Raw genomic sequence first — 24,092 nt, forward strand, 5'->3', positions numbered from 1 at the left:
CGTGGCTCACGAGTGCCAGGCGGTGGCACGGTCCCGGGCCCAGAACGGCACGGGCCGGGCGTCGGCGAGGCGGAGCACGCGCAGCGCGGACGGGTGACCGGGGACCAGGGCCGTGGCCCGGCGCACGAAGTGCGCGGTGTGGGAACCGCGCGCACGGAACCGGTTGAGCTGCGCGAGTTCGACGAGCACTCCCGCGAGCACGACCCGCCCCCGCTCCTCGTCGTCCGCACCGGCCCGCCCTGAGTTTCCGGCCGCTCCCGCGCCAGGACCCGCACCGAGTCCCGCGGGCTCCAGGAGCCAGCTGAGCACCTGCAGCACCCGGTAGAGGGCGTCGAGCAGCGACCAGTGCGGGGTCTCCGCCCACTCGCCGGCGAGCACGCGGGAGAGCCGGACCAGCTCCCCCGCGTCGGGCACGGGCGCCGTGGCGGCAGCCGGGCCGGGCGTCGCGACGCCGTGGCAGGCCGGCGGTCGCCGGGGCACCGGCGGGACGCCCGCGGGGACCGGCGCGCAGGTGGGTCCGACCGGGACGCCGTCGGCACCCGGTCCGTCCGCCGGGTCGTCGACGTCGTCGCACAGCTCGGCCCACGTCGCGGCGGCCGCGAGGACGCCGTCGAGGTCGTCCGTGGCGCAGGCCACCAGGAGCAGGTCGGCGAGCACCGGGTCCGTCAGGCTCGCGGCCAGGAAGCCGAGCAGCTCGTCGTCGTGGCCCAGCACGGCGGGCACCGGGTCCCCGGGCGAGCCCGGGACCGTCGCGAGGACGTCGGCCCAGACGGACAGTGCCGGCCCGAGCCGGTCGAGGTGGTGCCACGCGACCTCCCCCGCCCGCGCCCAGCGGACCGCGGCCCGCCCGGTGCCACGGGTGGTGCCCGCGGGCAGAGCCCCGTACTCGTGGTCCATGGCGAGCCGTGGGGCGGCCGCGTAGGAGCTGCCCGAGGCCACGAGCGCGGCGTTGACGGCGCTGTCCTCGATGCCCGCGACGTCCTGGACGTCTGCCGGTTCCTCGGCGGGCCACCAGCGGTCGCCGGCCACGATCCAGCGTGCCGCCACGGCCCGCCCCGCGCGCCGGGCGGCCTCGTCCACGTCGGCGAGCACACCGTCCACCCCGGTGGGCGGAACCGGCACGCCGGGCGGGTCCCCGGGGGAGGACGACGTGTACACGATCACGAAGACCCGGTCGCTCAGGGCGTCGTGGCGCACGAGGTCGGCGAGTTCGGCCACGAAGGCCTCCTCGAGACGCTGGTGGGACGGGCCGTGCGGGAGGTCCACGCGCACGCACGCCCCTGCCGTCCCGCCACCGGCGGCGAACAGGACGAGGGAGTCGGCGGGCCAGTAGCCGAGCGTGTGCGGCACGACGGCGAGCAGGTCTGCCGCGCACCGGACGACGGGGACGAAGGGGTCTCGGAAGGGATGCTGTCTCATGTGGCCAGCCTGGGTGGTGCCGGTGCCGGGGGCCCCGCCCCGGGCCCGGGCTGTGGACGGCCGGCGGGGCGGGGACGCGGTGCCCGGCAGGGTGCAGTGCTGATGGGACCGCGCGGCCGGTCAGGCGGCGTCGTCCCCGTGACGCCGGCGCACCCGCCGGGCGGTGGCCAGCACGCCCGCGGCGCCCGCCGCCGCGACCAGGAACTGCGCGGCGATGGCGATCCGGAACGCGTCGGGGGCGTACAGCTCGTCGCGGAAGCCCGCTGCGTGCACCACGTCGAGGACGAAGCCGGTGACGAAGATGGCCAGCACCGAGGCGGTGAAGCCGCCCACGTTGACGATGCCCGTGGCGGTGCCCGAGCGGCGGGCCGGGTTGAAGCTGCGGGTGATGTCGAAGGCGATCATGGAGGCCGGCATGCTGATCGCGATGACGCACACTGCGGCCAGCACGACCGGGACGGGAGCCGTGCCCGGCCAGACCAGCAGGACGGTCCACGCCCCGAAGATCCCGGCGGTGACCCCCAGGGACAGCCGCACGCGGCGGTGCGGGTGGCGGGCGGACAGCCCGCCGAGGCCGAGGGCCACGGCCAGGTTGGTCAGCACGAAGGAGGTCATCACCAGGGAGATCATGGTGTCCGACAGGTCCTGGGCGTACTCGAGATAGGGGTAGCCCCACATGAGTACGAACGTGTTGCCGGCGAACTGGGTGGTGAAGTGCACCCAGAAGCCGAGCCGTGTCCCGGGCTCGGCCACGCTCTCCCGGAGCACCCGGCCGGTCCGCCGCAGGCCCAGCTCCCGGTTCAGGACCTCCACCCCGGGGGGCGCGTTGCGCAGCAGGGTCGCGGCGAGCACGGCGGCGAGCAGCGCGAGGGAGGCCAGCGCCGCGAAGGACGGGAACCACCCGGTCAGCTCGAGCAGCCAGGCGAACGGGATGACGGAGACGAGCTGGCCGAGATTGCCGACCACGCCCAGGAACTGGGTCAGCGGCGGCACGCGCAGCGCGGAGAACCAGGCGGGGATCAGGCGCATCACGCACACGAACGTGGTCGCGTCCCCCGCGCCCACGAGCACGCGGCCCGCCACGCCCTCGCCGACCGTGCCGGCCAGGGCGAGCTGGACCTGACCGACCGCCATGAGCAGCGCACCGCCGGCGACCATGACGCGGGAGCCGAAGCGGTCCACGAGCACGCCCACAGGGATCTGCAGCCCCGCGTAGACGAGGACCTGCATGAGCGAGAACATCGACAGCGCGGAGGCCGCGGTGCCGAAGCGCTCGGCCGCGTCGACCGACGCGACGCCGAAGCTGGTGCGCTGGGCCACCGCGCTGAAGTAGGCGAAGGTGCCGATCGCGAAGACCAGGTAGGCGCGGCGGGAGTCCTTGCCGGGCTCGTGGGCCTGGTACCGGTCGGACGGCATGCACTTCGCTCTCGGGGGGACGGAGCCGGGCCGGGACCCGGGACGGCGGGGCCGCCCGGGGCGACGGACGGACCGCCCCGGGCGCCGGCCGGGCTCAGTCCTGCTCGTCCTCCTGGGCGGCGAGGAAGGCCTCGGCCGCGGCGCCGATCTCGTCGGCGTCGGGGAGCTCGGACTCGTCCCCCACCAGCAGGGAGCGCGGGGCCGAGGCGTCGACGACGTCATCGTAGCGCTGTTCCAGTCCTGCCACGACCGCCTGCACCTCGGGCGAGGCGCCGACCTGCTGGTCGATCTGGCGCTCGATCTCGCGGGCCGCCTCGCGCAGCTCGTCCGTGGGCAGCGTCAGGGAGGTCACGGCGCTGATGTGCTCGAGGGCGGCCACGGCGGCGTGCGGCAGGTGCGCCTCGGCCAGGTACTGCGGGACGTGGACGGTGAAGCCGATGTTGTCGATCCCCGCCTCGCCCAGCCGGATCTCGAGGAGCTGCGCGGCCGACGAGCTCATCTCCACGACCGGCTTCCACGCGTGCTCGGCGGGCAGCAGGTCGGCCCGGTTGCCGTGCACCGAGACGATGAACGGGCGGGTGTGCGGGACGGGCATGGGAATGCCCGAGACGATGGCGACGAGCGACACGTCCATCCGCCGGGCCAGGCCCACGACCGCCTCCGTGAACCGGTTCCACTGCAGGTCCGGCTCGGGGCCCGTCAACAGCGCGAAGCTGCGCCCCAGGCCGTCGGTGACCAGCCGGAGGGACAGCTCGGGGGTCTGGAAGCCCTCGAAGTGGTCCTCCACGAAGCTCACGTGCGGGCGGCGGGCTCGATAGTCGTAGAGCTGGTCCAGGTCGAAACGGGCCACGACCTCGTGCGGGAGGGCCTCCGTGATGGTGTGCTCGATCTGCACGGCCACGTGCCCCGCCTCCGCGTAGCCGGACAGGGCGACGATCAGCGGCAGGCCGCGAACCCGGGCGTCCTCGAGCAGAGCGGGATTGCTCAGATACAGCGAGGTGGGGTCCAGCACAGCACTTCCTCCTGGGGTGGGTCGGTTCCGGGCGTCCGTGAGGCGACCGGTGCGAGCACACCGCCGACGGCGCGCCCGGACCATGTCAACCGTTCGCGGGCCCCCCGTTATTCCCCGTCGCCTGCCCCGCCGCACCGCCGGGGCCCGCCCGTGCGTCCGGGCCCCGGCGGCACGGCGGCCGAGGATAGGATCGACAGCACGCCTGCCGGCCGGGCCGGGCCGCCGGGAGCGGACCGGCCCGGCCCCGCCGGTCCAGACCTCAGCGAAAGGACGATCCATGCCCGACGTACAGGACCTGCTCGAGCCCCGGGGCATCGAGCTCACCGCCACGCACAAGGCCCTGGGCCGGACGCCGGCTCACGCGCTCGTGCTCGGTGTCGAGAAGGGACGGGAGGGCGACGGCTCGGGTCGTGTCCTGCTCCCCGCCGGGGAGCAGCGCAGGCTCGCCCCCGTGGTGGACGCCGCGGCGGCGCTGCGCGTGAAGGGCGCCGCCGAGGAGGTGACCGTGGTGCCGGCCCCGTCCGGGCTCCCCTTCACCGTGGTGGTCCTCACCGGGGTCGGCGTGCTGCCCGAGGGCACGCCCGAGCGCGCCGAGACGCTGCGCCGGGCCGCCGGCGCGGCCGTGCGGAGGCTCGCCGGGACCGGCTCCGCGGTGCTCGCCCTGCCCGCGGACTCCGAGCAGGACGCCGCGGCGGTCGCCGAGGGCGCCGCACTCGGCGCCTTCGCCTTCGCCCACCAGCGCGCGGCGACCGCCGGTTCCGTGCAGGCCCCACTGGCCTCCGCCGTCGTGCACGCCCCCGGCGTGGCGCGCGCCGCGCTGGGCCGGTGCCTCGACCGCGCCGCCGCCCTCGGCCGGGGCGTCCGCGCGGCCCGCACCCTCGTGGACCTCTCCCCCAACGTCATGTACCCGCAGGCCGTGGCGGACTACGCCCGCCAGGCCGCCAAGGGCACCAAGGTCTCCGTGACCGTGCTCGCCGAGAAGGAGCTCGCCCAGGGCGGCTACGGAGGGCTCCTGGGCGTGGGACAGGGCTCCGTGCACGGTCCGCGCCTCGTCAAGCTGGAATACGCCCCGGCCCGCGCCGCGAAGCACTACGCCTACGTGGGCAAGGGCATCACCTTCGACTCGGGCGGGCTCTCCCTCAAGCCCCCGGCCTCGATGATGACCATGAAGTCGGACATGGCCGGTGCCGCCGCCGTCCTCGCGACCGTCCTCACCGCCGCCGAGCTGGGCCTGCCCGTGAAGGTCACCGGGTGGCTGTGCCTGGCCGAGAACCTGCCCTCGTCCACGGCCACCCGCCCGGGCGACGTCATCACCATCCGCGGCGGCCGCACCGTCGAGGTGCTCAACACCGACGCCGAGGGGCGCCTCGTGCTGGCCGACGGTCTCGTGGCCGCGTGCGAGGAGAGCCCGGACGCCGTCGTCGACATCGCCACGCTGACCGGTGCGCAGATGGTGGCCCTGGGGGCGCGGACGTTCGGGATCATGGGCGACGAGGCGCTGCGGACCGCCGTGGCCGAGGCCGCCCGCGGCGCCGGCGAGGACGGCTGGCCCATGCCGCTGCCCGAGCACCTGCGCCCGTCCCTGGACTCGAAGGTCGCCGACCTCAAGAACATCGGGGACAAGAACGGCGGGATGCTGGTCGCCGCGATCTTCCTGCGCGAGTTCGTCGGCGGCGAGGACGGGGCACGGGTGCCGTGGGCGCACGTGGACATCGCCGGCCCCTCGTTCAACGAGGGACCGCCCCACGGCTACACCCCGGCGGAGGGCACGGGGGCGGGCGTGCGCACGCTCGTGCGGCTGCTCGAGGACGCTGTCGCCGACCGCGGCTGATGTCCCGCGACACCCCTGCGCCGGAGGGAGCGCCCGCCTGGTCGCTCCCTCCGGCGTAGGGCTAAGGTATGTACGAAACGAACCCGTCACGGGACGGGTGCAACGGACCCGGAACGACGTCAACGCGCAAGGGAGCCAAACACGTGGCCGACAACGAATTCGACATCCTCGTCCTCGGCGGAGGGAGTGCCGGCTACGCCGCGGCGCTGCGAGCCGTCCAGCTCGGCTTCTCCGTGGCCCTGGTGGAGAAGAACAAGCTCGGGGGCACGTGTCTCCACTGGGGCTGCATCCCGACCAAGGCCTACCTGCACTCCGCCGAACTGGCCGAGGACGCCCGTGAGAGCTCCAAGTACGGCATCCACACCACGCTCGACTCGATCGACATGGCGGCCGTGCGGGACTACAAGGACAAGATCGTCGCCGGCAAGTTCAAGGGCCTCAGCGGCCTGATGAAGATGCGCAAGATCACGGTCCTCGAGGGCGTGGGCAAGCTGACCGGCGAGAACACGGTCGAGGTCGACGGGACCAGCTACACCGGCAAGCACATCGTGCTGGCCTCCGGCTCGATCTCCAAGACCCTCGGCATCGAGATCGGCGGCCGGGTCATGACCTCGACCGAGGCCCTGGAGATCGACTTCGTGCCCAAGAGCGCGATCGTGCTCGGCGGCGGCGTGATCGGCTGCGAGTTCGCCTCCATGTGGAAATCCTTCGGCGTGGACGTCACCGTGATCGAAGGCCTGCCCAACCTCGTCGCCAACGAGGATCCGGCGCTCATCAAGATCCTCGAGCGGGAGTTCAAGAAGCGCGGCATCAAGTCCAACCTCGGCACCTTCTTCGAGAAGGTCGAGCAGGACGACAACGGCGCGAAAGTCACCCTGGCCGACGGCAAGGTCTTCGAGGCGGACATCGTGCTCGTCGCCGTGGGGCGCGGCCCGAACACCGCCGACATGGGCTACGAGGAGCAGGGCATCCCCATGGACCGGGGCTTCGTCACCCCGAACGAGCGCCTGCACACCGGCGTCGGCAACATCTACGCGATCGGTGACATCGTCCCCGGCGTCCAGCTCGCCCACCGCGGCTACCAGCAGGGGCGGTTCGTGGCCGAGGAGATCGCCGGCCAGAACCCGGCCGTCGTCGACGACGTGAATATCCCCAAGGTGACGTTCACCGAGCCGGAGATCGCGTCGGTCGGCTACACCGAGCCGAAGGCCAAGGAGAAGTTCGGCGAGGACAACGTCGAGGTCGCCGAGTACAACCTCGCCGGCAACGGCAAGAGCTCGATCCTGGGCACCGGCGGCATCATCAAGCTGGTGCGCGAGAAGGACGGGCCGATCATCGGCTTCCACGCCATCGGCAAGCGCATCAGTGAGCAGATCGGCGAAGGCCAGCTCATCGTCAACTGGGAGGCCTACCCCGAGGACGTCGCCGCTTTCGTGCACGCCCACCCCACCCAGAACGAGGCCATCGGCGAGGCTGCCATGGCCCTCGCGGGCGCGCCGCTGCACGGCTGACCGCGTCGAGGCCCCGCCCGTCCCGGGCGGGGCCTCCCCGCCACCCCGGAACCGGGCCCGGCGCCCGGACCGCACCATCGAAGGCACCACCGAAGGCACCGAAAGAGAGACGGTCGGACCATGTCAGAAACCGTAAACCTGCCCGCACTGGGCGAATCCGTGACCGAGGGCACCGTGACCCGGTGGCTCAAGCAGGTCGGTGACGAGGTCGCCGTCGACGAGCCCCTGCTGGAGGTCTCCACCGACAAGGTCGACACCGAGGTACCCTCCCCCGTGGCCGGGACCCTGCTGGAGATCCGGGTGCAGGAGGACGAGGACGCCGAGGTCGGCCAGGTCCTGGCGATCATCGGCTCCGGCTCCGCCCCCTCCGGGTCCGACGGCGGGTCCGGCCAGGACGAGGCCGCCGCGGACTCCTCCGCCGAGGAGGCCGTGGACGCCGCGACCGAGGCCGAGACCCCCGAGGCGACCGACGAGGCCGCCGAGCAGGAGTCCTCCGGTCAGGACTCCTCCGGCACGGAGCAGGCCCCGCAGGCCGAGGCCCAGGAGACGGGCGAGGGCAGCGAGATCACCCTGCCCGCACTGGGCGAGTCCGTGACCGAGGGCACCGTGACCCGGTGGCTCAAGCAGGTCGGTGACGAGGTCGCCGTCGACGAGCCCCTGCTGGAGGTCTCCACCGACAAGGTCGACACCGAGGTACCCTCCCCCGTGGCCGGGACCCTGCTGGAGATCCGGGTGCAGGAGGACGAGGACGCCGAGGTCGGCCAGGTCCTGGCGATCATCGGCTCCGGCTCCGCCCCCTCCGGGTCCGACGGCGGGTCCGGCCAGGACGAGGCCGCCGCGGACTCCTCCGCCGAGGAGAAGCCGGAGAAGCCGTCCGCCGCCGGCGGCGAGGGCTACGAGGGGTCCTCCTCCGGGAAGCAGGAGAAGGCGCCGTCCCGGGACGAGGCCATGGTCGAGACCGACGAGCCCGTGCTGGCCGACACGTCCGGGGACGAGCAGCAGGACGCCGCCGAGCGCGACGGCGCCCGTACCGAGAACGCGGAGGCCCCGACCGGTGACAACTCGTCCTACGTGACCCCTCTGGTGCGCAAGCTCGCCAAGAAGGAGGGCGTGGACCTCTCCACGCTCACCGGCACCGGAGTGGGCGGTCGCATCCGCAAGCAGGACGTGCTGGCCGCCGCCGAGCAGCAGAAGAGCTCGGCGGCACCGGCCGCCGAGGCCCCCGCCGAGTCCGCCGCTGCAGCCCCGGCGCAGGAGGCCGCCCCGGCCGCGCCGAAGGCGGACGCCAAGCGTGGGACCACCGAGAAGGCCCCGCGGATCCGGATGACGATCGCCCAGCGCATGCGCGAGTCGCTGCAGGAGGCGGCCCAGCTGACCCAGGTCACCGAGGTCGACATGACCCGTGTGGCCGTGCTGCGCGGCCGGGCCAAGGCGAAGTTCCAGGAGCGGGAGGGCGCCAAGCTCACCTACCTGCCGTTCTTCGCCAAGGCGGTGGCCGAGGCCCTGCAGGCCCACCCCAAGCTCAACGCCACCTTCAAGGAGGCCGAGAAGGAGATCGTCTACAACGGCTCGGAGAACATCGCCATCGCGGTCGACACCCCGAAGGGTCTGCTGGTGCCGGTCATCAAGAACGCCGGCGACCTCAACCTCGGCGGCCTGGCCAAGCAGATCGTGGACCTCGGCTCGCGGGCCAAGGACGGCAACATCACGCCGGACGACCTCACCGGCGGCACGTTCACGATCACGAACCTCGGTTCGTTCGGGGCCCTGTTCGACACTCCGATCATCAACCAGCCGCAGGTCGCGATCCTCGGCACGGGGTCGATCGTGAAGCGCCCGATGGTGGTCGCCGACGCCGACGGCAACGACACCATCGCCATCCGTCAGATGTGCTACCTGTCGCTGACCTACGACCACCGCCTGGTCGACGGCGCCGACGCCGGTCGCTTCCTCCAGGCACTCAAGGCGCGCCTGGAGGAGGGCCGCTTCGAGTCCGAGGTCGGCCTCTGACCGGCCCCGTGCCGGCCGCCGGACCCCGCTGAGCAGGTGCGGCGGGCCTGCGGCACCGAGAGGGCGTGCTCCTGGTCACAGGGGCACGCCCTCTCGGTGTCCGCGGGTACCCCTCCGATAGGCTCGAGAGCATGACCTTCCTGACCGGACTCCTTGTCTTCCTGCACCTCGTGGGCGCCGCGATCATCGTGGGCACCTGGATCTACACCATGAAGCGCCCGACGGTGTCCCCCGGACAGTTCCACGCCTCGCTGCTGAGCCTGGTGACCGGTCTCCTGCTCGTGGCGATCCACGAGATGGGCGACGGTGACGTCAACCACGCCAGGGTCGCCGTGAAGCTGCTCGTCGCCCTCGCCGTGGCGGTGGCCGCCTTCCTGGGTCAGCGGAAGACCAGGCGCGGGGAGACGGTCTCGACCGGTCTCGCCCACGCCGTGGGCGGGCTGGCGCTGATCAACATGGCGGTCGCCACCCTCTGGTGAGCCCCGCCGCCCACCACCGCACCCCCGACGACCGGACCCCCGGCGCTGCCCGTCAGCCCCGGGGGTCCTGCCGTGCCGGACCCTGCTCGCCCGGCCCCGGCGACGCAGTCGCACCCGCCGCGGGCTCCACCGCGGCCAGCCGCCAGCCCCGCTCCCCGTCGACCAGGACCACGAGGACCGTCTGCACCCATCCGTCCCCGGCCGGTACCACCGACGGGATCGTGCCAGGCCCGCCGCGGTAGCCGTCCACCCGCACCTCGGCCACCAGCACGGCGCTGTCCGGCTCCGCGGACCCCGTCGGCGCGTCGCGGACGCCTTCGACCGCGAGCACGAGTTCGGAAAAGTCCCCGCGTGCCCCCTCGATGGTGTCCCGGTCCGCCGCCGCGGCCTCGGCGCCGGGCGCGTACACCTCCTCCAGCAGCCCGGCGTCACCGGTGCGCAGGGCCTTGCCGCGCCGCGCCACGAGTTCCCGCAGCGCCCGCCGGGGATCCGCCTGGTCGGCGGTGTCGGCGGGGTGCTGCGGCGTTCCACCGACGGGCCCCGGCGCCGCGGGGGCCGACCGCCCCGGAGCGGGGGGCCGCACCGGGTGCGTCGTCGCGGAGGGGGTGGTCGCCGGGGGTGCCACGGGGTCCGGGGGCGGGGCGGGCCCTTCCCGCGGCAGCAGCACCGCGCCCCCGGCGGCGAGCACCAGCGCCGCCGCACCGACGAGCACGGCCTGGCGCCCGTGGCCCGTCCGCACCCGCTCCGGGAGGTCGGTGGTGGCCCTCGGTCCGTCGGGGACCGTGTCCCGGGCCCGCCCGAACCGGACGGCCAGGTCCTCCGCTGCGGGCCGGGCCGAGGGATCGGCGTCGAGCGCCGCCTCGACCGTCCGGACGAGTCCGGGCGGGGCCTCCGGGCACAACAGGGAGAGGGGCACCCGCTGCGCCTCCTGCGCCGGCGCCCGTCCGGTGAGCGCCGCCCATCCGACGGCCCCGAGGGCACGGACGTCCTCCTCCGGGCTCCCGGCCGCCGTGCCCGCGCGCACGGCGGCGGAGTGCCCGGCACCGTCCGCGGTCGCCGCCGGGGTCTGCGCGCCGCGGAGCAGGACCTGCCGGGCGGAGAACTCCCCGTGGCACCGGCCGAGGGCGTGCAGGGACGCCAGGCCGGTCGCGGCGTCCCGGAGCACCGAAGCCGCCTCGGAGGGCGCCAGCCGGCCGCGCTCGGCCAGCCGGTCGGCGAGGGAGCCGCCCGGCAGGAAGTCCTCCACCAGGCCCACGGGGGCCGCCGCCGGGCCCAGCAGTCCGCGCACGGCCACGAGACAGGGCTCGTCCCGGCCCGCCAGGGCCACGGCGAGCGACCGGAGCGCGGTCCGCTGCCGGTCGCGCTCCGGCCCGGGCGCCTCCGGGCAGGGCCGCAGGACGAAGTGCTCCCCGGAGCGGGCCTCCCGCACCAGCCACGAGCGCCCGCCCAGACGGCGCACCGGCTCCAGACCGTCCTCCGGCGGTAGTCGCGGGGACGGGTCCACCGTACGGGTGCCAGGGAGAGCACCCGATCGGTCGTCGCGCACGGCCGCCGCGAGCCGTGCCCGGGCGGAGACGGACGGGGTCCGGGAGGGCTCGTGGTGGCCGCCGTGCGCGGCGGGGCGCTGCTCCATGCCCCCAAGCATGCCCGGCCGCAGCCAGGGGCCGTGGGCGCCGTCCACAACCCACGTCCGGCGCGCGCCGGGCCGGCCGCGCGATAGGCTGGGCTCATGTCCCTCTGCTTCGAACGGCTCGGCTTCGACCCGCACCTCGTCGACTACCGCTCGGCGCTGGAGCTGCAGCAGAACGTGCACCGCGAGGTCGTCGCGGGCCAGCGGCCCAACACCGTGCTGCTGCTGGAGCACCCCCCGGTCTACACGGCCGGACGGCGCACCGAACCCCACGAATATCCCTCCGACGGGACCGAGGTCGTGGAGATCGGGCGCGGGGGCAAGCTCACCTACCACGGCCCCGGGATGCTCGTGGGCTATCCCGTCGTCCGGCTCACCACGCCCATCGACGTCGTGCGCTTCGTGCGCCTGCTCGAGGAGATCATCGTGGCCGTGGTCGCGGACTTCGGGGTGGAGGCCACCACCGTGGCGGGCCGGTCGGGGGCATGGGTGCTCGGGGACGAGCACGGGCCGGACCGCAAGATCGCCGCCATCGGCGTTCAGGTCTCCAGGCGGGCCACGATGCACGGCTTCGCCCTGAACTGTTCCAACGACCTGCAGCCGTTCGGCAAGATCATCCCCTGCGGCATCACCGACGCGTCCATCACGAGCCTCTCGCAGGAGACGGGCCGGCTCGTCACCCCGGAGACGGTGGTCGCCCGCATGGAGCAGGAAATATCCTCCCGCCGGTACGAGTTGTGCGAACAGTTCGTCCCGTCAGGGACCCCGGGTCCGCTGCCCTGGCCCACCGCCGTCAGCTGACCCGTGCCGCCCCCGGGACCACCGGGACCGTGAGCGCACCACCGTCGACATCTCGACAAGGAGACCGACCATGACCGTTGCCCCCGAGGGCCGCCGCCTGCTGCGCGTCGAGGCGCGCAACGCCGAGACGCCGATCGAGAAGAAGCCGTCTTGGCTGAAGAACACGGCGCGGATGGGCCCCGAGTTCCAGGAGCTGAAGTCCCTCGCCCGCGGCAAGGGCCTGCACACCGTGTGCGAGGAGGCCGGCTGTCCCAACATCTACGAGTGCTGGGAGGACCGGGAGGCCACGTTCCTGATCGGCGGTTCCAAGTGCACCCGCCGCTGCGACTTCTGCGACATCGCCACCGGCAAGCCCGACCTGCTGGACGTCACCGAGCCCCGCAAGGTGGCGGAGTCCGTCAAGGAGCTGGGTCTGCGCTACGCGACCGTGACGGGCGTGGCCCGTGACGACCTCGACGACGGCGGCGCCTGGCTGTACGCGGAGACTATCCGCGCGATCCACACGCTGAACCCGAACACCGGCGTGGAGATCCTGATCCCCGACTTCCAGGGCAAGCCCGACCGGCTGCAGCAGGTCATCGACGCCCAGCCGGAGGTCTTCGCCCACAACGTCGAGACGGTCCCGCGCATCTTCCGCCAGATCCGGCCCGCGTTCACCTACGAGCGCTCCCTGGACGTCATCACCCAAGGCAAGGACGCCGGGATGATCACCAAGTCCAACCTCATCCTCGGCATGGGCGAGACGAACCAGGAGATCCACGAGGCGCTGTGCGACCTCAACGACGCCGGGTGCGACATCATCACGCTCACCCAGTACCTGCGGCCCTCCCCGCTGTTCCACCCGATCGACCGTTGGGTCAAGCCCGAGGAGTTCGTGGAGCTCTCCGAGATGGCCGAGGAGATCGGCTTCCTCGGCGTCATGGCCGGTCCGATGGTCCGGTCCTCGTACCGCGCGGGCCGGCTGTGGGCCAGGGCCATGGAGAAGTCGGGCCGGGCGATCCCGGACCACCTGGCGCACATCGAGGACACCGGCAGCGCCTCCCAGGAGGCCTCCTCGCTCGTCCAGCGACTCCGCTGAGGCTCGGCGGGGCGCGGCCCCGCCCACCCGCTAAACTGGAGGACGGACCACGGCCGGGCACCCTGACGCCCTGACGCCGCAGGTCCCCCGGAACACCGCCACCGCACCACAGGACGAGGTCTCACCGTGTCACCCTCCCACGCCAAGTCGCGCCCCACGGCGCGATCCACCTCCCCCGGGAAGCCCACGGGGAAGCCCACGGGGAAGCCCACCGGGAAGCCCACACGGGCGCAGAAACGCGAGGCGAAGAAGCAGCGGAAGGCGACCAAGGGGCCCGGCTTCCTCGGCCAGATCAAGCAGGTCTTCAAGATGACCCGCGAGGTCGAGCCCAACATCGGCTGGTGGATGCTGCTGATCGGCCTCGGCGTCCTGCTCGTCTTCCTGCTCATCGGCGTCCTCCTCGGCAACTGGATCACCGGGCTGCTCATAGGCCTGCCGTTCGCCCTGCTCGCGGCCTCCTTCTACCTCTCCCGGCGGGCCGAGCGCGCCGCGTTCGCCCGGATCGAGGACCAGCCCGGGGCCGCCGGCGCCGCGCTGTCAGCGCTGCGCCGCGGCTGGATCGTCGAGGACCAGCCGGCCGCCATGGACCCCCGCACCCGCGACCTCATCTTCCGCGCCATCGGCCGGCCCGGAGTGGTCCTCGTGACCGAGGGCCCCGCCGGACGGGTCGACAAGCTCGTCGCCAAGGAGCGCCGTCGGATCGGCCCCGTGATCCAGAACGTGCCGATCCACGTCATCAAGACCGGCAAGGGCGAGGGGCAGGTGCCGCTGCGGGAGCTGTCCAAGCGGATGAAGAAGCTCGACAAGAAGCTCACCCAGCAGGAGGTGCAGACCGTGCACAAGCGGATCAGCACGCTGGGCAACCGCCTGCCGATCCCCAAGGGCGTGGACCCGATGCGCGCCCGCCCCGACCGCAGGGCCATGCGCGGCCGCTGAGCCGCCGGACCGCCGCCCACAGTGCGGACACGGAGCCCCTCGCCTTCCACGGAAGGCGAGGGGCTCCGTCGTCGTGCCGGGCGCCGTGCCCGGCGGCGCGCTCAGCGTGTCCGGACCAGGACCGTGTCCACCGCGCGGTCGTGCAGGCCGCGCTGGTCCGGGTCGAACACGGCAGCCGGGATCACGAGGCACAGCAGGAGGGAGCGGACCGAGGCACGGGCGAAGCCGGCCGGCCGCCCGGCCAGCGTCTGCACCTGCAGCCCCGTCACGAGGTGGCCGGGCGTGTGTCCGGTCGCGCCGACCGTCAGCACGTTGAGCACGAGCAGGAACGCCAGGGTCATCAGGCCCTGCTCGTTCCACTGGGGCACGAGCCACTCGGCGAGGGCCCAGCACAGGAACCAGTCCAGCACCAGGGCCACGATCCGCCGCCCCACGCGTCCCACGGAGCCCGGCCCCTGTTCCGGTCTCCCGAGGCGCTGTCCCGGGTACTGCTGCCGGCCGGTCCCCGGCCCCTCGAGCCACGAGCCCACGTCACGTCTGTCGATCATCCCCTCAGGGTATCGGGGAGGCACTCCCCTAGACTGGCGGGAGACCGTGGCTCCCCGGGCGTCACCTGCGTAACACCGAGGAAACACCCGGGACACGGAGCCTTAATGCCCGGTCCGTAGCGTTGTCCCCGGAAAAGGACGCCGGTCGAACGTTCCCGGCACGGCGGTCCAGCCCACCTAACAAGGAGAACAGCACATGTTCCAGACACCCGAGGAAGTCCTCACGTTCATCAAGGACGAGGAGATCGTCTTCGTCGACGTCCGGTTCACGGACATGCCCGGCGTGCAACAGCACTTCAACCTCCCCGCCAAGTCGGTGGACGACGACTTCTTCGTGCACGGGCAGCTGTTCGACGGCTCCTCCATCCGAGGCTTCCAGGGCATCGCCGAGTCCGACATGCAGCTCATCCCGGACCCGACGTCGGCGTTCGTGGACCCGTTCCGCGTCGAGAAGACGCTCGTGGTCACCTGCTCCATCGTGAACCCCCGCACCGGTGAGCCCTACCACCGCGACCCCCGCGGCGTCGCCGAGCGCGCCGAGGCCTACATGGCGTCGACCGGCATCGCCGACGTCGCCAACTTCGCCTCCGAGGCCGAGTTCTTCATCTTCGAGGACGTCCGCTACGACATTCAGCCGCAGGGCTCCTTCTACGCCATCGACTCCGACGAGGCGTCCTGGAACACCGGGCGCAAGGAGGAGGGCGGGAACCTGGGCAACAAGACCGCCACCAAGGGCGGCTACTTCCCCGTCTCCCCGGTCGACAAGCAGGCCGACCTGCGCGACGCCATGTGCGTGGCCCTGGACGACGTGGGCCTCGAGGTCGAGCGCTCCCACCACGAGGTGGGCGGTCCCGGTCAGGCCGAGATCAACTACAGGTTCAGCACGCTCACCCGGGCCGCCGACGACCTGCAGAAGTTCAAGTACGTCATCAAGAACACCGCGGACGCCTTCGGCAAGTCGGCCACGTTCATGCCCAAGCCCGTCTACAACGACAACGGCTCCGGCATGCACTGCCACCAGTCCCTGTGGAAGGGCGGCGAGCCGCTGTTCTACGACGAGAAGGGCTACGCGGGCCTGTCCGACCTCGCCCGCTGGTACATCGGCGGCCTCCTGGAGCACTCCTCGGCCGTGCTGGCGTTCACCAACCCGACGGTGAACTCCTACCGGCGCCTGGTCAAGGGCTTCGAGGCGCCGGTCAACATGGTGTACTCGCAGGGCAACCGCTCCGCCGGCATCCGCATCCCGATCACGGGCACCAACCCGAAGGCCAAGCGCCTCGAGTTCCGCGCCCCGGACCCCTCGTGCAACCCGTACCTGGCCTTCGCCGCCCAGCTGATGGCGGGCCTCGACGGCATCCGCAATCGCATCGAGCCTGCCGATCCGATCGACAAGGACCTCTACGAGCTGCCCGCCGAGGAGGCCAAGGACATCAAGAAGGCCCCGGCCTCGCTCGAGGAGGCGCTGCTGGCCCTCGAGCAGGACCACGAGTTCCTGCTCGCCGGTGACGTCTTCACCGAGGACACCGTCCAGTCCTGGATCGAGTACAAGCGGGAGTTCGAGCTCAAGCCGCTGTCCGTGGTCCCGCACCCGCTGGAGTTCTCGATGTACTACGGCGTCTGAGCCGCAGCACCACGACTCAGCACCACGGGGAGGGCCCCGGACCCGCAGGACGGGTCCGGGGCCCTCCCCGCACCACAGGAGGTCCGGGGCCGGCACCAGTGCCTTGCACCAGCGACCGCCGTCGGTGACCGCTGTCAGTGGCCGTAGAAGAGCCGCTCGAACACGGCCCGGGCCTTGCGGGTGGTGCGCAGGTAGTCCTCCTCGAGCCGCCCGGCGCACCCGTGCTCGTACCCGCACCAGCGGGCCACCGCCTCGAGGTCGGCCCGCTTCGAGGGCAGGGCGTCGGAGCGGCGCCCGGTCCGCAGGACGTTGCCGTTGCGCACCGCCGTGGCCAGCCGCCACGCGGCGGACAGGGCCACGGCGTCCTCGGCGCTGACGAGACCCGCCTCCTCCGCGGCGTGCAGGGCCCGCAGGGTGCTCGTGGTCCGCAGCCCCTGGACCCGGTGCCCGTGCTGGAGCTGTAGTGTCTGGACGAGCCACTCGACGTCCGAGAGCCCGCCCCGGCCGAGCTTCACGTGCCGGGACGGGTCCGCGCCCCGCGGCATCCGCTCGTTCTCCACGCGGGCCTTCATCCGCCGGATCTCCAGCAGCTGGCGCTCCGTGAACTCCACGGGGTAGCGGCGCGGGTCGACGACCCGCCGGAACGCGTCGGCCAGGTCGTCGCTGCCGGCCACGGGCAGCGCCCGGGTGAGCGCCTGGAACTCCCAGGTCTGCGCCCACCGGGCGTAGTACTCGGCGTAGGACTCGATGGAGCGCACCATCGGTCCCTGCTTCCCCTCGGGGCGTAGGTCGTTGTCGATCTCCAGCACCCGCTCCGCCACGATCGGCGGCGAGCAGGGCGCCTTGAGCAGCTGCACCATTCGCTGCAGCAGGGTCTCGGCCTGCTCCCGGGCCGCCGCAGGGTCCGCGTCCCCCACCGGTGCGTAGACGTACATGACGTCGGCGTCGGAGCCGTAGCCGATCTCCCGCCCGCCCTGCCGGCCCATCGCGACGACGAGGACGTCGGCGAGCCGGCCGCCCCGGTCGTAGACCTCCCGCTCGGCCACGTGCAGGGCGCCCAGGATGCAGACGCGGTCGATGTCGGACAGCGCCTCCACGACCTGCTCGACGTCGAGCAGACCGGAGGTGTCCGCGAGCGCCACGCGCAGCTCCTCGCGGCGGCGGATGAGCCGGATCATCCGCACGGCCTCCCCCGGGTCGGGGTGACGGGCCATCTGGGCGCGGATCTCGCTCCACAGCGTCTCGAAGGACACGGGGCAGAGCTCGTCGTCCTGGCCGAGCCAGACGGTCGCCTCCGGGGAGTTCTCCAGCAGGTCGGTGACGTACCGGGAACTGGAGAGGATCTGGCACAGCCGTTCGGCGGCGGCGTTCGAGTCGCGGAGCAGGCGCAGGAACCAGGGGGTGGTCCCGAGGGACTCGGAGAGCCGCCGGAAGCCCAGCAGCCCGGCGTCGGCGTCGACGCCGTCGGCCAGCCAGGACAGGAGCACGGGCAGCAGGGTGCGCAGGATCTCGGCCCGCCGGCTGACGCCGCGGGTGAGCGCCTCGATGTGGCGCACGGCGGCCTTCGGATCCCGGTAGCCGAGCGCGGCGAGCCGGTCCCGCACCGACTCGGCAGACAGCTGCGTGCCGGTCTCGGGCAGGTGCGCGAGCGCCGCCAGCAGCGGCCGGTAGAAGATCCGCTCGTGCATCCCCCGGACGCTGCGCTTGACCTTGCGCCACTCCTCGAGCAACGACTCCCCGGAGGGGCGGGCGGTGTCCGCGGCGCCGCCCAGCGACCGGGCGATGACCGTGAGCTCCCGCTCCCCCTGGGGCATGAGGTGGGTGCGGCGCAGCCGGAACAGCTGGATGCGGTGCTCGAGCAGGCGCAGCCAGCGGTAGTGGGCGGAGAACTGCTCGCTGTCCCGGCGGCCGATGTAGCCGCCCTCGGAGAGAGCGGCCAGGGACTCGGTCGTGGCCTGCGTGCGGACCCGCTCGTCCGTGCGCCCGTGCACCAGCTGGAGGAGCTGCACGGTGAACTCGACGTCGCGCAGCCCTCCGGGGCCCAGCTTGATCTGGCGCTCGCCCTCCGCGGACGGGATGTTGTCGGTGACCCGCCGGCGCATGGCCTGCACGGACTCGACGAAGCCCTCGCGTCCGGAGCTGCGCCACACGAACGGCTCGATCGCCGTCCGGTACGCCGCCCCGAGAGCCGGGTCCCCGGCGACGGGCCGGGCCTTGAGCAGGGCCTGGAACTCCCAGGACTCGGCCCACCGCTCGTAGTAGCGCACGTGCGAGTCCAGGGTGCGCACGAGCGGCCCGTCCTTGCCCTCGGGCCGGAGGTTGGCGTCCACCTCCCACAGCGGGGGTTCGGCGCCGCGGGCCATGAGCGCCCGTGCGGTGCCCGCGGCGAGGGCCGTGGCGATGACGGTGGCCTCGGCCGCGTCCAGGGGTTCCGCGCCGTCCGGGTCCTCGACGGCCATGACGTGGACGACGTCGACGTCGGAGATGTAGTTGAGCTCCCGCGCCCCGCACTTGCCCATGCCGATCACGGCGAGCCGCACCCGGTCGACGGTCTCGGGGGCCCAGGTGCCCGCCGCCTCCGCCCGGGCGACCGCGAGCGCCCCCTCGAGGGCCGCGGCGGCGAGGTCGGCCAGCTGGCGGCCCACCGCGGGCATGTGGTCGGCGGGGTAGAGCGCCCCGACGTCCTGGATCGCGATGCGCGTCAGCTCCCGCCGGTAGGCCGCGCGCAGGGCGCTGCAGGCGGCGTCCCCGGTTTCCGCCGCGACCGGGGTCCGTGCGGCGGGATCCGCGCCGACGGCCGTCAGCAGCGCGTCGCGGAACTGCTCCCCGGGGATCTCCCCGGGCTCGGCGGCGGCGGGCTCCGCGAGCAGGTCCAGGTGCTCGGGGCGCCGGAGCAGGAACTCCCCGAGCGCCTCGGAGGCGCCCAGGAGCCGGAACATGGTCTCGGAGGCCTCCGGCCCCGCGTTGATCCGCTCCGCGACTTCCGGGGAGCGCTCGAGGATCCGGACGGTGAGCTGCAGGGCGACGTCGGGCGACGCCGCCAGCGCCAGGCCCTCCAGCAGCCGGTCGAGGTCGACGTCGGCGAGCTCCGGGAAGGCGAGCCAGCGCTGGGCGTTGCCGGTGTTCGCGAAGCCGACCTTGATGAGACGGCCGGAGGCGACGGGGTCCGCGGCCGCCGCCGACTGGGGAGGATGTGTCATGGGGACGGTCCGTCCGGGGTCAGAGGATGCCGAGGTTGTTCTTGAGCTCGAAGTGCGTGACGACCCGGCGGTAGTCGTTCCAGTCGCGGCGCTTGTTGCGCAGGAAGTAGTCGTAGACCTGCTCCCCGAGCAGCTCGGCCATGAACTCCGACTCCTCGGTCTCCCGGATGGCGTCGTACAGGCTCGAGGGCAGCGGGTTGTGGCCGAGGGCGCGGCGCTCCGCGGAGCTCATCGCCGCGACGTCGTCCAGCTCCACGGGCGGGAGCTCGTACTCGTTCTCGATGCCCCGCAGCCCCGCGGCCAGCAGCGCGGCGTAGGACAGGTACGGGTTCGTGGCGGAGTCGATGCCGCGGTACTCGATGCGCGCGGCCTGCACCTTGTCCGGCTTGGACAGCGGGACCCGCACGAGCGCGGAGCGGTTGTTGTGCCCCCATGACTGGTAGGAGGGCGCCTCTCCCCCGCCCCAGAGCCGCTTGTAGGAGTTGACGAACTGGTTGGTCACCGCCGTGAACTCGGGGGCGTGCCGCAGGATGCCGGCGATGAAGTGCCCGGCCGTGCGGGACAGGCGGAACTCGGACCCCGCCTCGAAGAAGGCGTTGGTGTCCCCCTCGAAGAGCGAGAAGTGGGTGTGCATGCCGGAGCCGGGGTGCTCCGTGAACGGCTTGGGCATGAAGGTCGCGTACAGACCCTGCGAGAGCGCGACCTCCTTGATGACCGTGCGGAACGTCATGATGTTGTCGGCCGTCTGCAGGGCGTCGGCGTAGCGCAGGTCGATCTCGTTCTGTCCGGGGCCCGCCTCGTGGTGCGAGAACTCGACGGAGATGCCGACGGCCTCCAGCATGTTGACGGCCTTGCGCCGGAAGTCCTGCACCACGCCGCCCGGCACGTGGTCGAAGTACCCCTCGTGGTCCACGGGCGTCGGCTGGCCCTCGGCGTCGAGGTCCGCGGACTTCAGCAGGTAGAACTCGATCTCCGGCGCCGTGTAGCAGGTGAAGCCCATGTCCGAGGCCTTCTCCAGCACCCGCTTGAGCACCCCGCGCGGGTCCGAGGAGGAGGGCTCGCCGTCCGGGGTGAGGATGTTGCAGAACATCCGCGCGGTGGGCTCCGTCTCGCTGCGCCACGGCAGGATCTGGAACGTGGACGGGTCCGGCTGCAGGAGCATGTCCGCCTCGGAGACCCGCGACAGGCCCTCGATGGAGGAGCCGTCGAAGCCGAGCCCCTCCTCGAAGGCCGCCTCGACCTCGGCGGGGGCCAGGGCCACCGACTTGAGGCTCCCGACGACGTCCGTGAACCACATGCGCACGAAGCGGACGTCGCGCTCCTCGATGGTCCTGAGGACGAACTCCTGCTGACGGTCCATGGTTGTCTTCCTCGTCTTCCTGCCCGGGAGCGCTGTGCCGACCGGGCGCGCCTGCTGTCCCGCCCACTCTAACGCGCTGCCCCGTCGCGCCCCCGGGGACGGGGCGGCGCGGGCGGGCCCGCCCGATAGGGTGGGGCCATGACCCAGGAGACACCCCGCCCGGCACCGGGAGCGCTGGACGTGCGCCGGGTGCGCACGCACCACCTGCGCGAGGCCAAGCGCCGTGGTGAGAAGTTCACGATGCTCACGTGCTACGACGCCCTGACGGCGTCGATCTTCGACGCGGCCGGCGTCGACTCGCTGCTCGTGGGGGACTCCGCGGGCAACAACGTCCTGGGCCACTCCAGCACCCTGCCCGTCACCGTGGACGAGCTGCTGCCGATGTGCCGGGCCGTGTCCGCGTCCGTCGAGCGCGCCTTCGTGGTGGTGGACCTGCCCTTCGGCTCCTACGAGGCCTCCCCCGAGCAGGCCGTGGCCACCGCAGTGCGCTTCCTCAAGGAGGGCGGGGCGCACGCCGTGAAGCTCGAGGGCGGCGCGTGGTTCACCCCCCACGTCCGGGCCATGGTCCAGGCCGGGGTGCCCGTCGTCGCGCACATCGGCTTCACCCCGCAGAGCGAGCACGCCCTGGGCGGGTACCGGGTGCAGGGCCGCGGCGACGCCGCGCGGACGCTCCTCGAGGACGCCCGTGCCCTCGAGGCCGCCGGGGCGTTCTGCCTGGTGATGGAGATGGTCCCGGCGGAGGCCGCCGCGGCGGTGGACACCGCCCTCGACGTCCCGACCGTGGGCATCGGGGCCGGGCCCGCGACCACCGGCCAGGTGCTCGTGTGGCAGGACATGCTGGGAATGCGCCGGGGCCGGATGCCGCGCTTCGTCCGGCAGTACGCGGACCTCCACGGTGTGGTCTCCGACGCCGTGGGCCGCTACGTCGAGGACGTGCGCTCGGGGACGTTCCCGGGCCCCGAGCACGGCTTCTGAGCCACCCGCCCCGGGCGCACCGCTCCGGCCGCACCGGCACAGCCGCACCACCCCTGACCTGCGGTCCCGGACGCGCAGCCCCCCGGGGCGCCGCGCGCGGCCGCTCAGCCCTCCTCGTAGGCGCGGTCCTCCTCGTCCCACCGCCGGGTGCGCTCCGCCGCGAGCTTCAGCGCGTTCTGCGCCTCCTCGTGCGTGGCGTAGGGGCCGAGCAGCTTGCGGTAGTCCGACTGCGGGCCCTCCTCGACCTGGTGGGTGTAGGTGTTGAACCAGAACTCGGCCATGACCTCTCCTCTCGGTGGCCGCCGGGCCCCGGGTGACCGGACCGGTCCGTGCCCGGCGCGCTAGGGTAGATCCTAGGCCCGGACCGGCCCGGACGGGGCCGGCTCACCCGATCCAGGAGGTCCAGACCCCCGTGCCCACGCACAACCTCACCGCTCCCGCCCCCGGTGGCACCGCCCCCGTCGGTGCCCTCGTCCCCGGCTCCGTGACCCCCGGCCGGCCCGTGCCGGCGGCCATCCCCCGCCCTGAGTACGTGGGCCGGGCGGAGCCGGACGAGGGCCGCGGCGGCAACGTCTACACCCCGGACGAGATCGAGCTCATCCGCGAGGCGGGCCGGATCGCGGCGCGCGCCCTGCAAGAGGCCGGGTGGGCGGCCGTGCCCGGCACGACCACGGACGAGCTCGACCGGATCGCCCACGAGTACCTGTGCGACCACGGGGCCTACCCCTCCTGCCTGGGGTACCGGGGCTTCCCCAAGTCCATCTGCACGTCCCTCAACGAGGTGATCTGCCACGGCATCCCCGACTCCACGGTGCTGGAGGAGGGCGACATCATCAACCTGGACGTCACGGCCTACAAGAACGGTTTCCACGGCGACACCAACCGGATGGTCCTGGTGGGCGAGGTCGACGAGGAGTCCCGCCTGCTCGTCGAACGCACCGAGGAGGCTCTGAACCGTGCCGTCAAGGCCGTCCGCCCTGGCCGGGAGATCAACGTCATCGGCCGCGTCATCGAGAAGTACGCCCGGCGCTTCGACTACGGCGTGGTGCGGGACTTCACGGGCCACGGGGTGGGCCGCGAGTTCCACTCCGGACTGATCGTCCCCCACTACGACGCCGCACCGTCCTACTCCACCCTGATGGTCCCGGGCATGGTCTTCACGATCGAGCCCATGCTGACCCTCGGCACGATCCAGTGGGAGCAGTGGGACGACGACTGGACGGTGACCACTCGCGACCGGCGGCGCAGCGCCCAGTTCGAACACACCATGGCCGTCACCGAGAACGGCGCGGACGTCCTCACCCTGACGTAGACTGCCCACACTTGACCGACCGCCATGGCCCGCGAGAGGACCTTCCATGAGCCAGCCACAGACCACCGAGCTTGCCGCGACCGTTCCTGCCACCCACCGCCGAGCGATCGGCGTCGACTTCGGGGGAACCGGCACCAAGGGCGGGATCGTGGACCTCGACACCGGGGAGCTCGTCGGCACGCGTTTCCGCATCCCGACGCCGCAGCCGGCCACCCCCGAGGCGGTGGCCGAGACCGTCGCGCAGATCGTGGAGGAGCTGCAGGCCCGCCCCGACGCTCCGGCCCCGGACTCCCCGGTCGGCATCGCCTTCCCGGCGATCATCAAGAACGGCGTCGCCCTGTCGGCCGCGAACATCGACAAGTCCTGGATCGACACGGACGTGGACTCACTCATGACACGGCGGCTGGGCCGGCCGGTCGAGGCCCTCAACGACGCCGACGCGGCGGGGCTGTCCGAGGCGGTGTACGGCGCCGGCCGGAGCGTGGGCGGTCTCGTCATCGTGCTCACCCTCGGTACCGGCATCGGCTCGGCCCTCGTGCAGGACGGGAGGCTCGTGCCCAACGCGGAGCTCGGCCACCTGGAGATCGACGGCCACGACGCCGAGACCCGGGCCTCGGCGTCGGCGCGGGAGCGCGAAGACCTGCCGTGGAAGAAGTGGGCGACCAAGCGGCTGCAACCCTACTTCAGCCACGTCGAGTTCCTCTTCTCCCCCGACCTGTTCATCGTGGGCGGCGGGGTGTCCAAGAACCCCGACAAGTTCCTTCCCTACTTGAATCTGCGGACGCCCATCAAGGTGGCGGAGCTGCGCAACAACGCGGGCATCGTGGGGGCCGCTCTGCGCGCAGACCTGCCCGTGTCCGCACGCTGACGACCCGCGATCCGGGTGGACCGATCCGTCGCGGTTCGTCCCGGCCCTCGTGGCGCACGACGACGCCCCCTCGACGAAGACCGTG

The 24,092-nt window shown here is 72.8% G+C and carries 19 protein-coding genes; 11 read left to right on the top strand and 8 right to left on the bottom strand.

Annotation, left to right across the window (positions count from 1 at the left end):
• Positions 1–6: 6 nt before the first annotated feature.
• From ACFYE1_RS01775 to ACFYE1_RS01785, 3 genes are all read right to left on the bottom strand, one after another.
• On the bottom strand, positions 7–1,419 hold the full coding sequence (locus ACFYE1_RS01775) for a DUF4192 family protein (RefSeq protein ID WP_387739294.1): 1,413 nt from the start codon (positions 1,417–1,419) through the stop codon (positions 7–9).
• Between the two features lie 120 nt (positions 1,420–1,539).
• Positions 1,540–2,835, bottom strand: a complete 1,296-nt coding sequence (locus tag ACFYE1_RS01780) for an MFS transporter (RefSeq protein WP_387739298.1) — start codon at positions 2,833–2,835, stop codon at positions 1,540–1,542.
• Between the two features lie 94 nt (positions 2,836–2,929).
• A complete protein-coding gene (locus tag ACFYE1_RS01785; RefSeq protein ID WP_387739300.1) occupies positions 2,930–3,847 on the bottom strand; it encodes a proteasome assembly chaperone family protein in 918 nt (305 codons plus the stop codon).
• Between the two features lie 277 nt (positions 3,848–4,124).
• On the opposite strand from ACFYE1_RS01785, the gene ACFYE1_RS01790 reads away from it, so the two are divergent.
• From ACFYE1_RS01790 to ACFYE1_RS01805, 4 genes are all read left to right on the top strand, one after another.
• A complete protein-coding gene (locus ACFYE1_RS01790) occupies positions 4,125–5,678 on the top strand; it encodes a leucyl aminopeptidase (RefSeq protein ID WP_387739302.1) in 1,554 nt (517 codons plus the stop codon).
• Positions 5,679–5,821: 143 nt separating this feature from the next.
• Positions 5,822–7,189 carry a dihydrolipoyl dehydrogenase gene (gene lpdA, locus ACFYE1_RS01795; protein ID WP_387739304.1) on the top strand — a complete coding sequence of 456 codons (1,368 nt, stop codon included), beginning with the start codon at positions 5,822–5,824 and terminating at the stop codon, positions 7,187–7,189.
• Between the two features lie 120 nt (positions 7,190–7,309).
• Positions 7,310–9,199 (top strand): 2-oxoglutarate dehydrogenase, E2 component, dihydrolipoamide succinyltransferase, encoded by a 1,890-nt coding sequence (gene sucB / locus ACFYE1_RS01800; protein ID WP_387739306.1) that lies wholly within the window; start codon positions 7,310–7,312, stop codon positions 9,197–9,199.
• Positions 9,200–9,330: 131 nt separating this feature from the next.
• The gene (locus ACFYE1_RS01805) at positions 9,331–9,678 is read left to right on the top strand and encodes a hypothetical protein (protein ID WP_387739308.1); all 348 of its coding nucleotides are present in this window, start codon (positions 9,331–9,333) and stop codon (positions 9,676–9,678) included.
• Between the two features lie 52 nt (positions 9,679–9,730).
• Here the strand turns inward: ACFYE1_RS01805 and ACFYE1_RS01810 are convergent, their stop codons facing one another.
• Positions 9,731–11,311: a hypothetical protein gene (locus ACFYE1_RS01810; protein ID WP_387739310.1), complete on the bottom strand. Its 1,581-nt coding sequence runs from the start codon at positions 11,309–11,311 to the stop codon at positions 9,731–9,733.
• Positions 11,312–11,407: 96 nt separating this feature from the next.
• On the opposite strand from ACFYE1_RS01810, the gene lipB reads away from it, so the two are divergent.
• From lipB to ACFYE1_RS01825, 3 genes are all read left to right on the top strand, one after another.
• Positions 11,408–12,109 (top strand): lipoyl(octanoyl) transferase LipB, encoded by a 702-nt coding sequence (gene lipB, locus ACFYE1_RS01815; RefSeq protein WP_387739312.1) that lies wholly within the window; start codon positions 11,408–11,410, stop codon positions 12,107–12,109.
• A 70-nt stretch (positions 12,110–12,179) separates the two neighbouring features.
• Positions 12,180–13,187 (top strand): lipoyl synthase, encoded by a 1,008-nt coding sequence (gene lipA, locus ACFYE1_RS01820; protein ID WP_387739314.1) that lies wholly within the window; start codon positions 12,180–12,182, stop codon positions 13,185–13,187.
• A 126-nt stretch (positions 13,188–13,313) separates the two neighbouring features.
• The gene (locus tag ACFYE1_RS01825) at positions 13,314–14,123 is read left to right on the top strand and encodes a DUF4191 domain-containing protein (RefSeq protein WP_387739317.1); all 810 of its coding nucleotides are present in this window, start codon (positions 13,314–13,316) and stop codon (positions 14,121–14,123) included.
• 101 nt (positions 14,124–14,224) lie between these two features.
• Here the strand turns inward: ACFYE1_RS01825 and ACFYE1_RS01830 are convergent, their stop codons facing one another.
• Positions 14,225–14,671 (bottom strand): RDD family protein, encoded by a 447-nt coding sequence (locus tag ACFYE1_RS01830; protein WP_387739320.1) that lies wholly within the window; start codon positions 14,669–14,671, stop codon positions 14,225–14,227.
• Positions 14,672–14,867: 196 nt separating this feature from the next.
• Here ACFYE1_RS01830 and glnA (ACFYE1_RS01835) point away from each other — a divergent pair, with 196 nt between their 5' ends.
• Positions 14,868–16,292, top strand: coding sequence for a type I glutamate--ammonia ligase (glnA, locus tag ACFYE1_RS01835; protein WP_387739321.1), 1,425 nt, complete (start codon positions 14,868–14,870; stop codon positions 16,290–16,292).
• A 134-nt stretch (positions 16,293–16,426) separates the two neighbouring features.
• Here glnA (ACFYE1_RS01835) and ACFYE1_RS01840 read toward each other — a convergent pair whose 3' ends face one another.
• Together ACFYE1_RS01840 and glnA (ACFYE1_RS01845) are read right to left on the bottom strand one after the other, a co-directional pair.
• Positions 16,427–19,492, bottom strand: coding sequence for a bifunctional [glutamine synthetase] adenylyltransferase/[glutamine synthetase]-adenylyl-L-tyrosine phosphorylase (locus tag ACFYE1_RS01840; protein WP_387739323.1), 3,066 nt, complete (start codon positions 19,490–19,492; stop codon positions 16,427–16,429).
• A 19-nt stretch (positions 19,493–19,511) separates the two neighbouring features.
• Entirely contained in the window at positions 19,512–20,852 is a 1,341-nt protein-coding gene (gene glnA, locus ACFYE1_RS01845) for a type I glutamate--ammonia ligase (RefSeq protein WP_387739325.1), read from the bottom strand.
• A gap of 138 nt (positions 20,853–20,990) precedes the next feature.
• Here glnA (ACFYE1_RS01845) and panB point away from each other — a divergent pair, with 138 nt between their 5' ends.
• A complete protein-coding gene (panB, locus tag ACFYE1_RS01850) occupies positions 20,991–21,827 on the top strand; it encodes a 3-methyl-2-oxobutanoate hydroxymethyltransferase (RefSeq protein ID WP_387739328.1) in 837 nt (278 codons plus the stop codon).
• Between the two features lie 104 nt (positions 21,828–21,931).
• Here the strand turns inward: panB and ACFYE1_RS01855 are convergent, their stop codons facing one another.
• Positions 21,932–22,108 (bottom strand): SPOR domain-containing protein, encoded by a 177-nt coding sequence (locus ACFYE1_RS01855; protein ID WP_387739330.1) that lies wholly within the window; start codon positions 22,106–22,108, stop codon positions 21,932–21,934.
• Positions 22,109–22,239: 131 nt separating this feature from the next.
• Between ACFYE1_RS01855 and map the strand changes: the two genes are divergently transcribed.
• Both map and ppgK read left to right on the top strand, forming a co-directional pair.
• A complete protein-coding gene (gene map / locus ACFYE1_RS01860; RefSeq protein ID WP_387739332.1) occupies positions 22,240–23,139 on the top strand; it encodes a type I methionyl aminopeptidase in 900 nt (299 codons plus the stop codon).
• 46 nt (positions 23,140–23,185) lie between these two features.
• Positions 23,186–24,007 carry a polyphosphate--glucose phosphotransferase gene (gene ppgK / locus ACFYE1_RS01865; protein WP_387739334.1) on the top strand — a complete coding sequence of 274 codons (822 nt, stop codon included), beginning with the start codon at positions 23,186–23,188 and terminating at the stop codon, positions 24,005–24,007.
• Positions 24,008–24,092 lie beyond the last annotated feature (85 nt).

This window comes from Kocuria nitroreducens, from assembly GCF_042879195.1.
GTDB classification, from domain to species: domain Bacteria; phylum Actinomycetota; class Actinomycetes; order Actinomycetales; family Micrococcaceae; genus Kocuria; species Kocuria nitroreducens.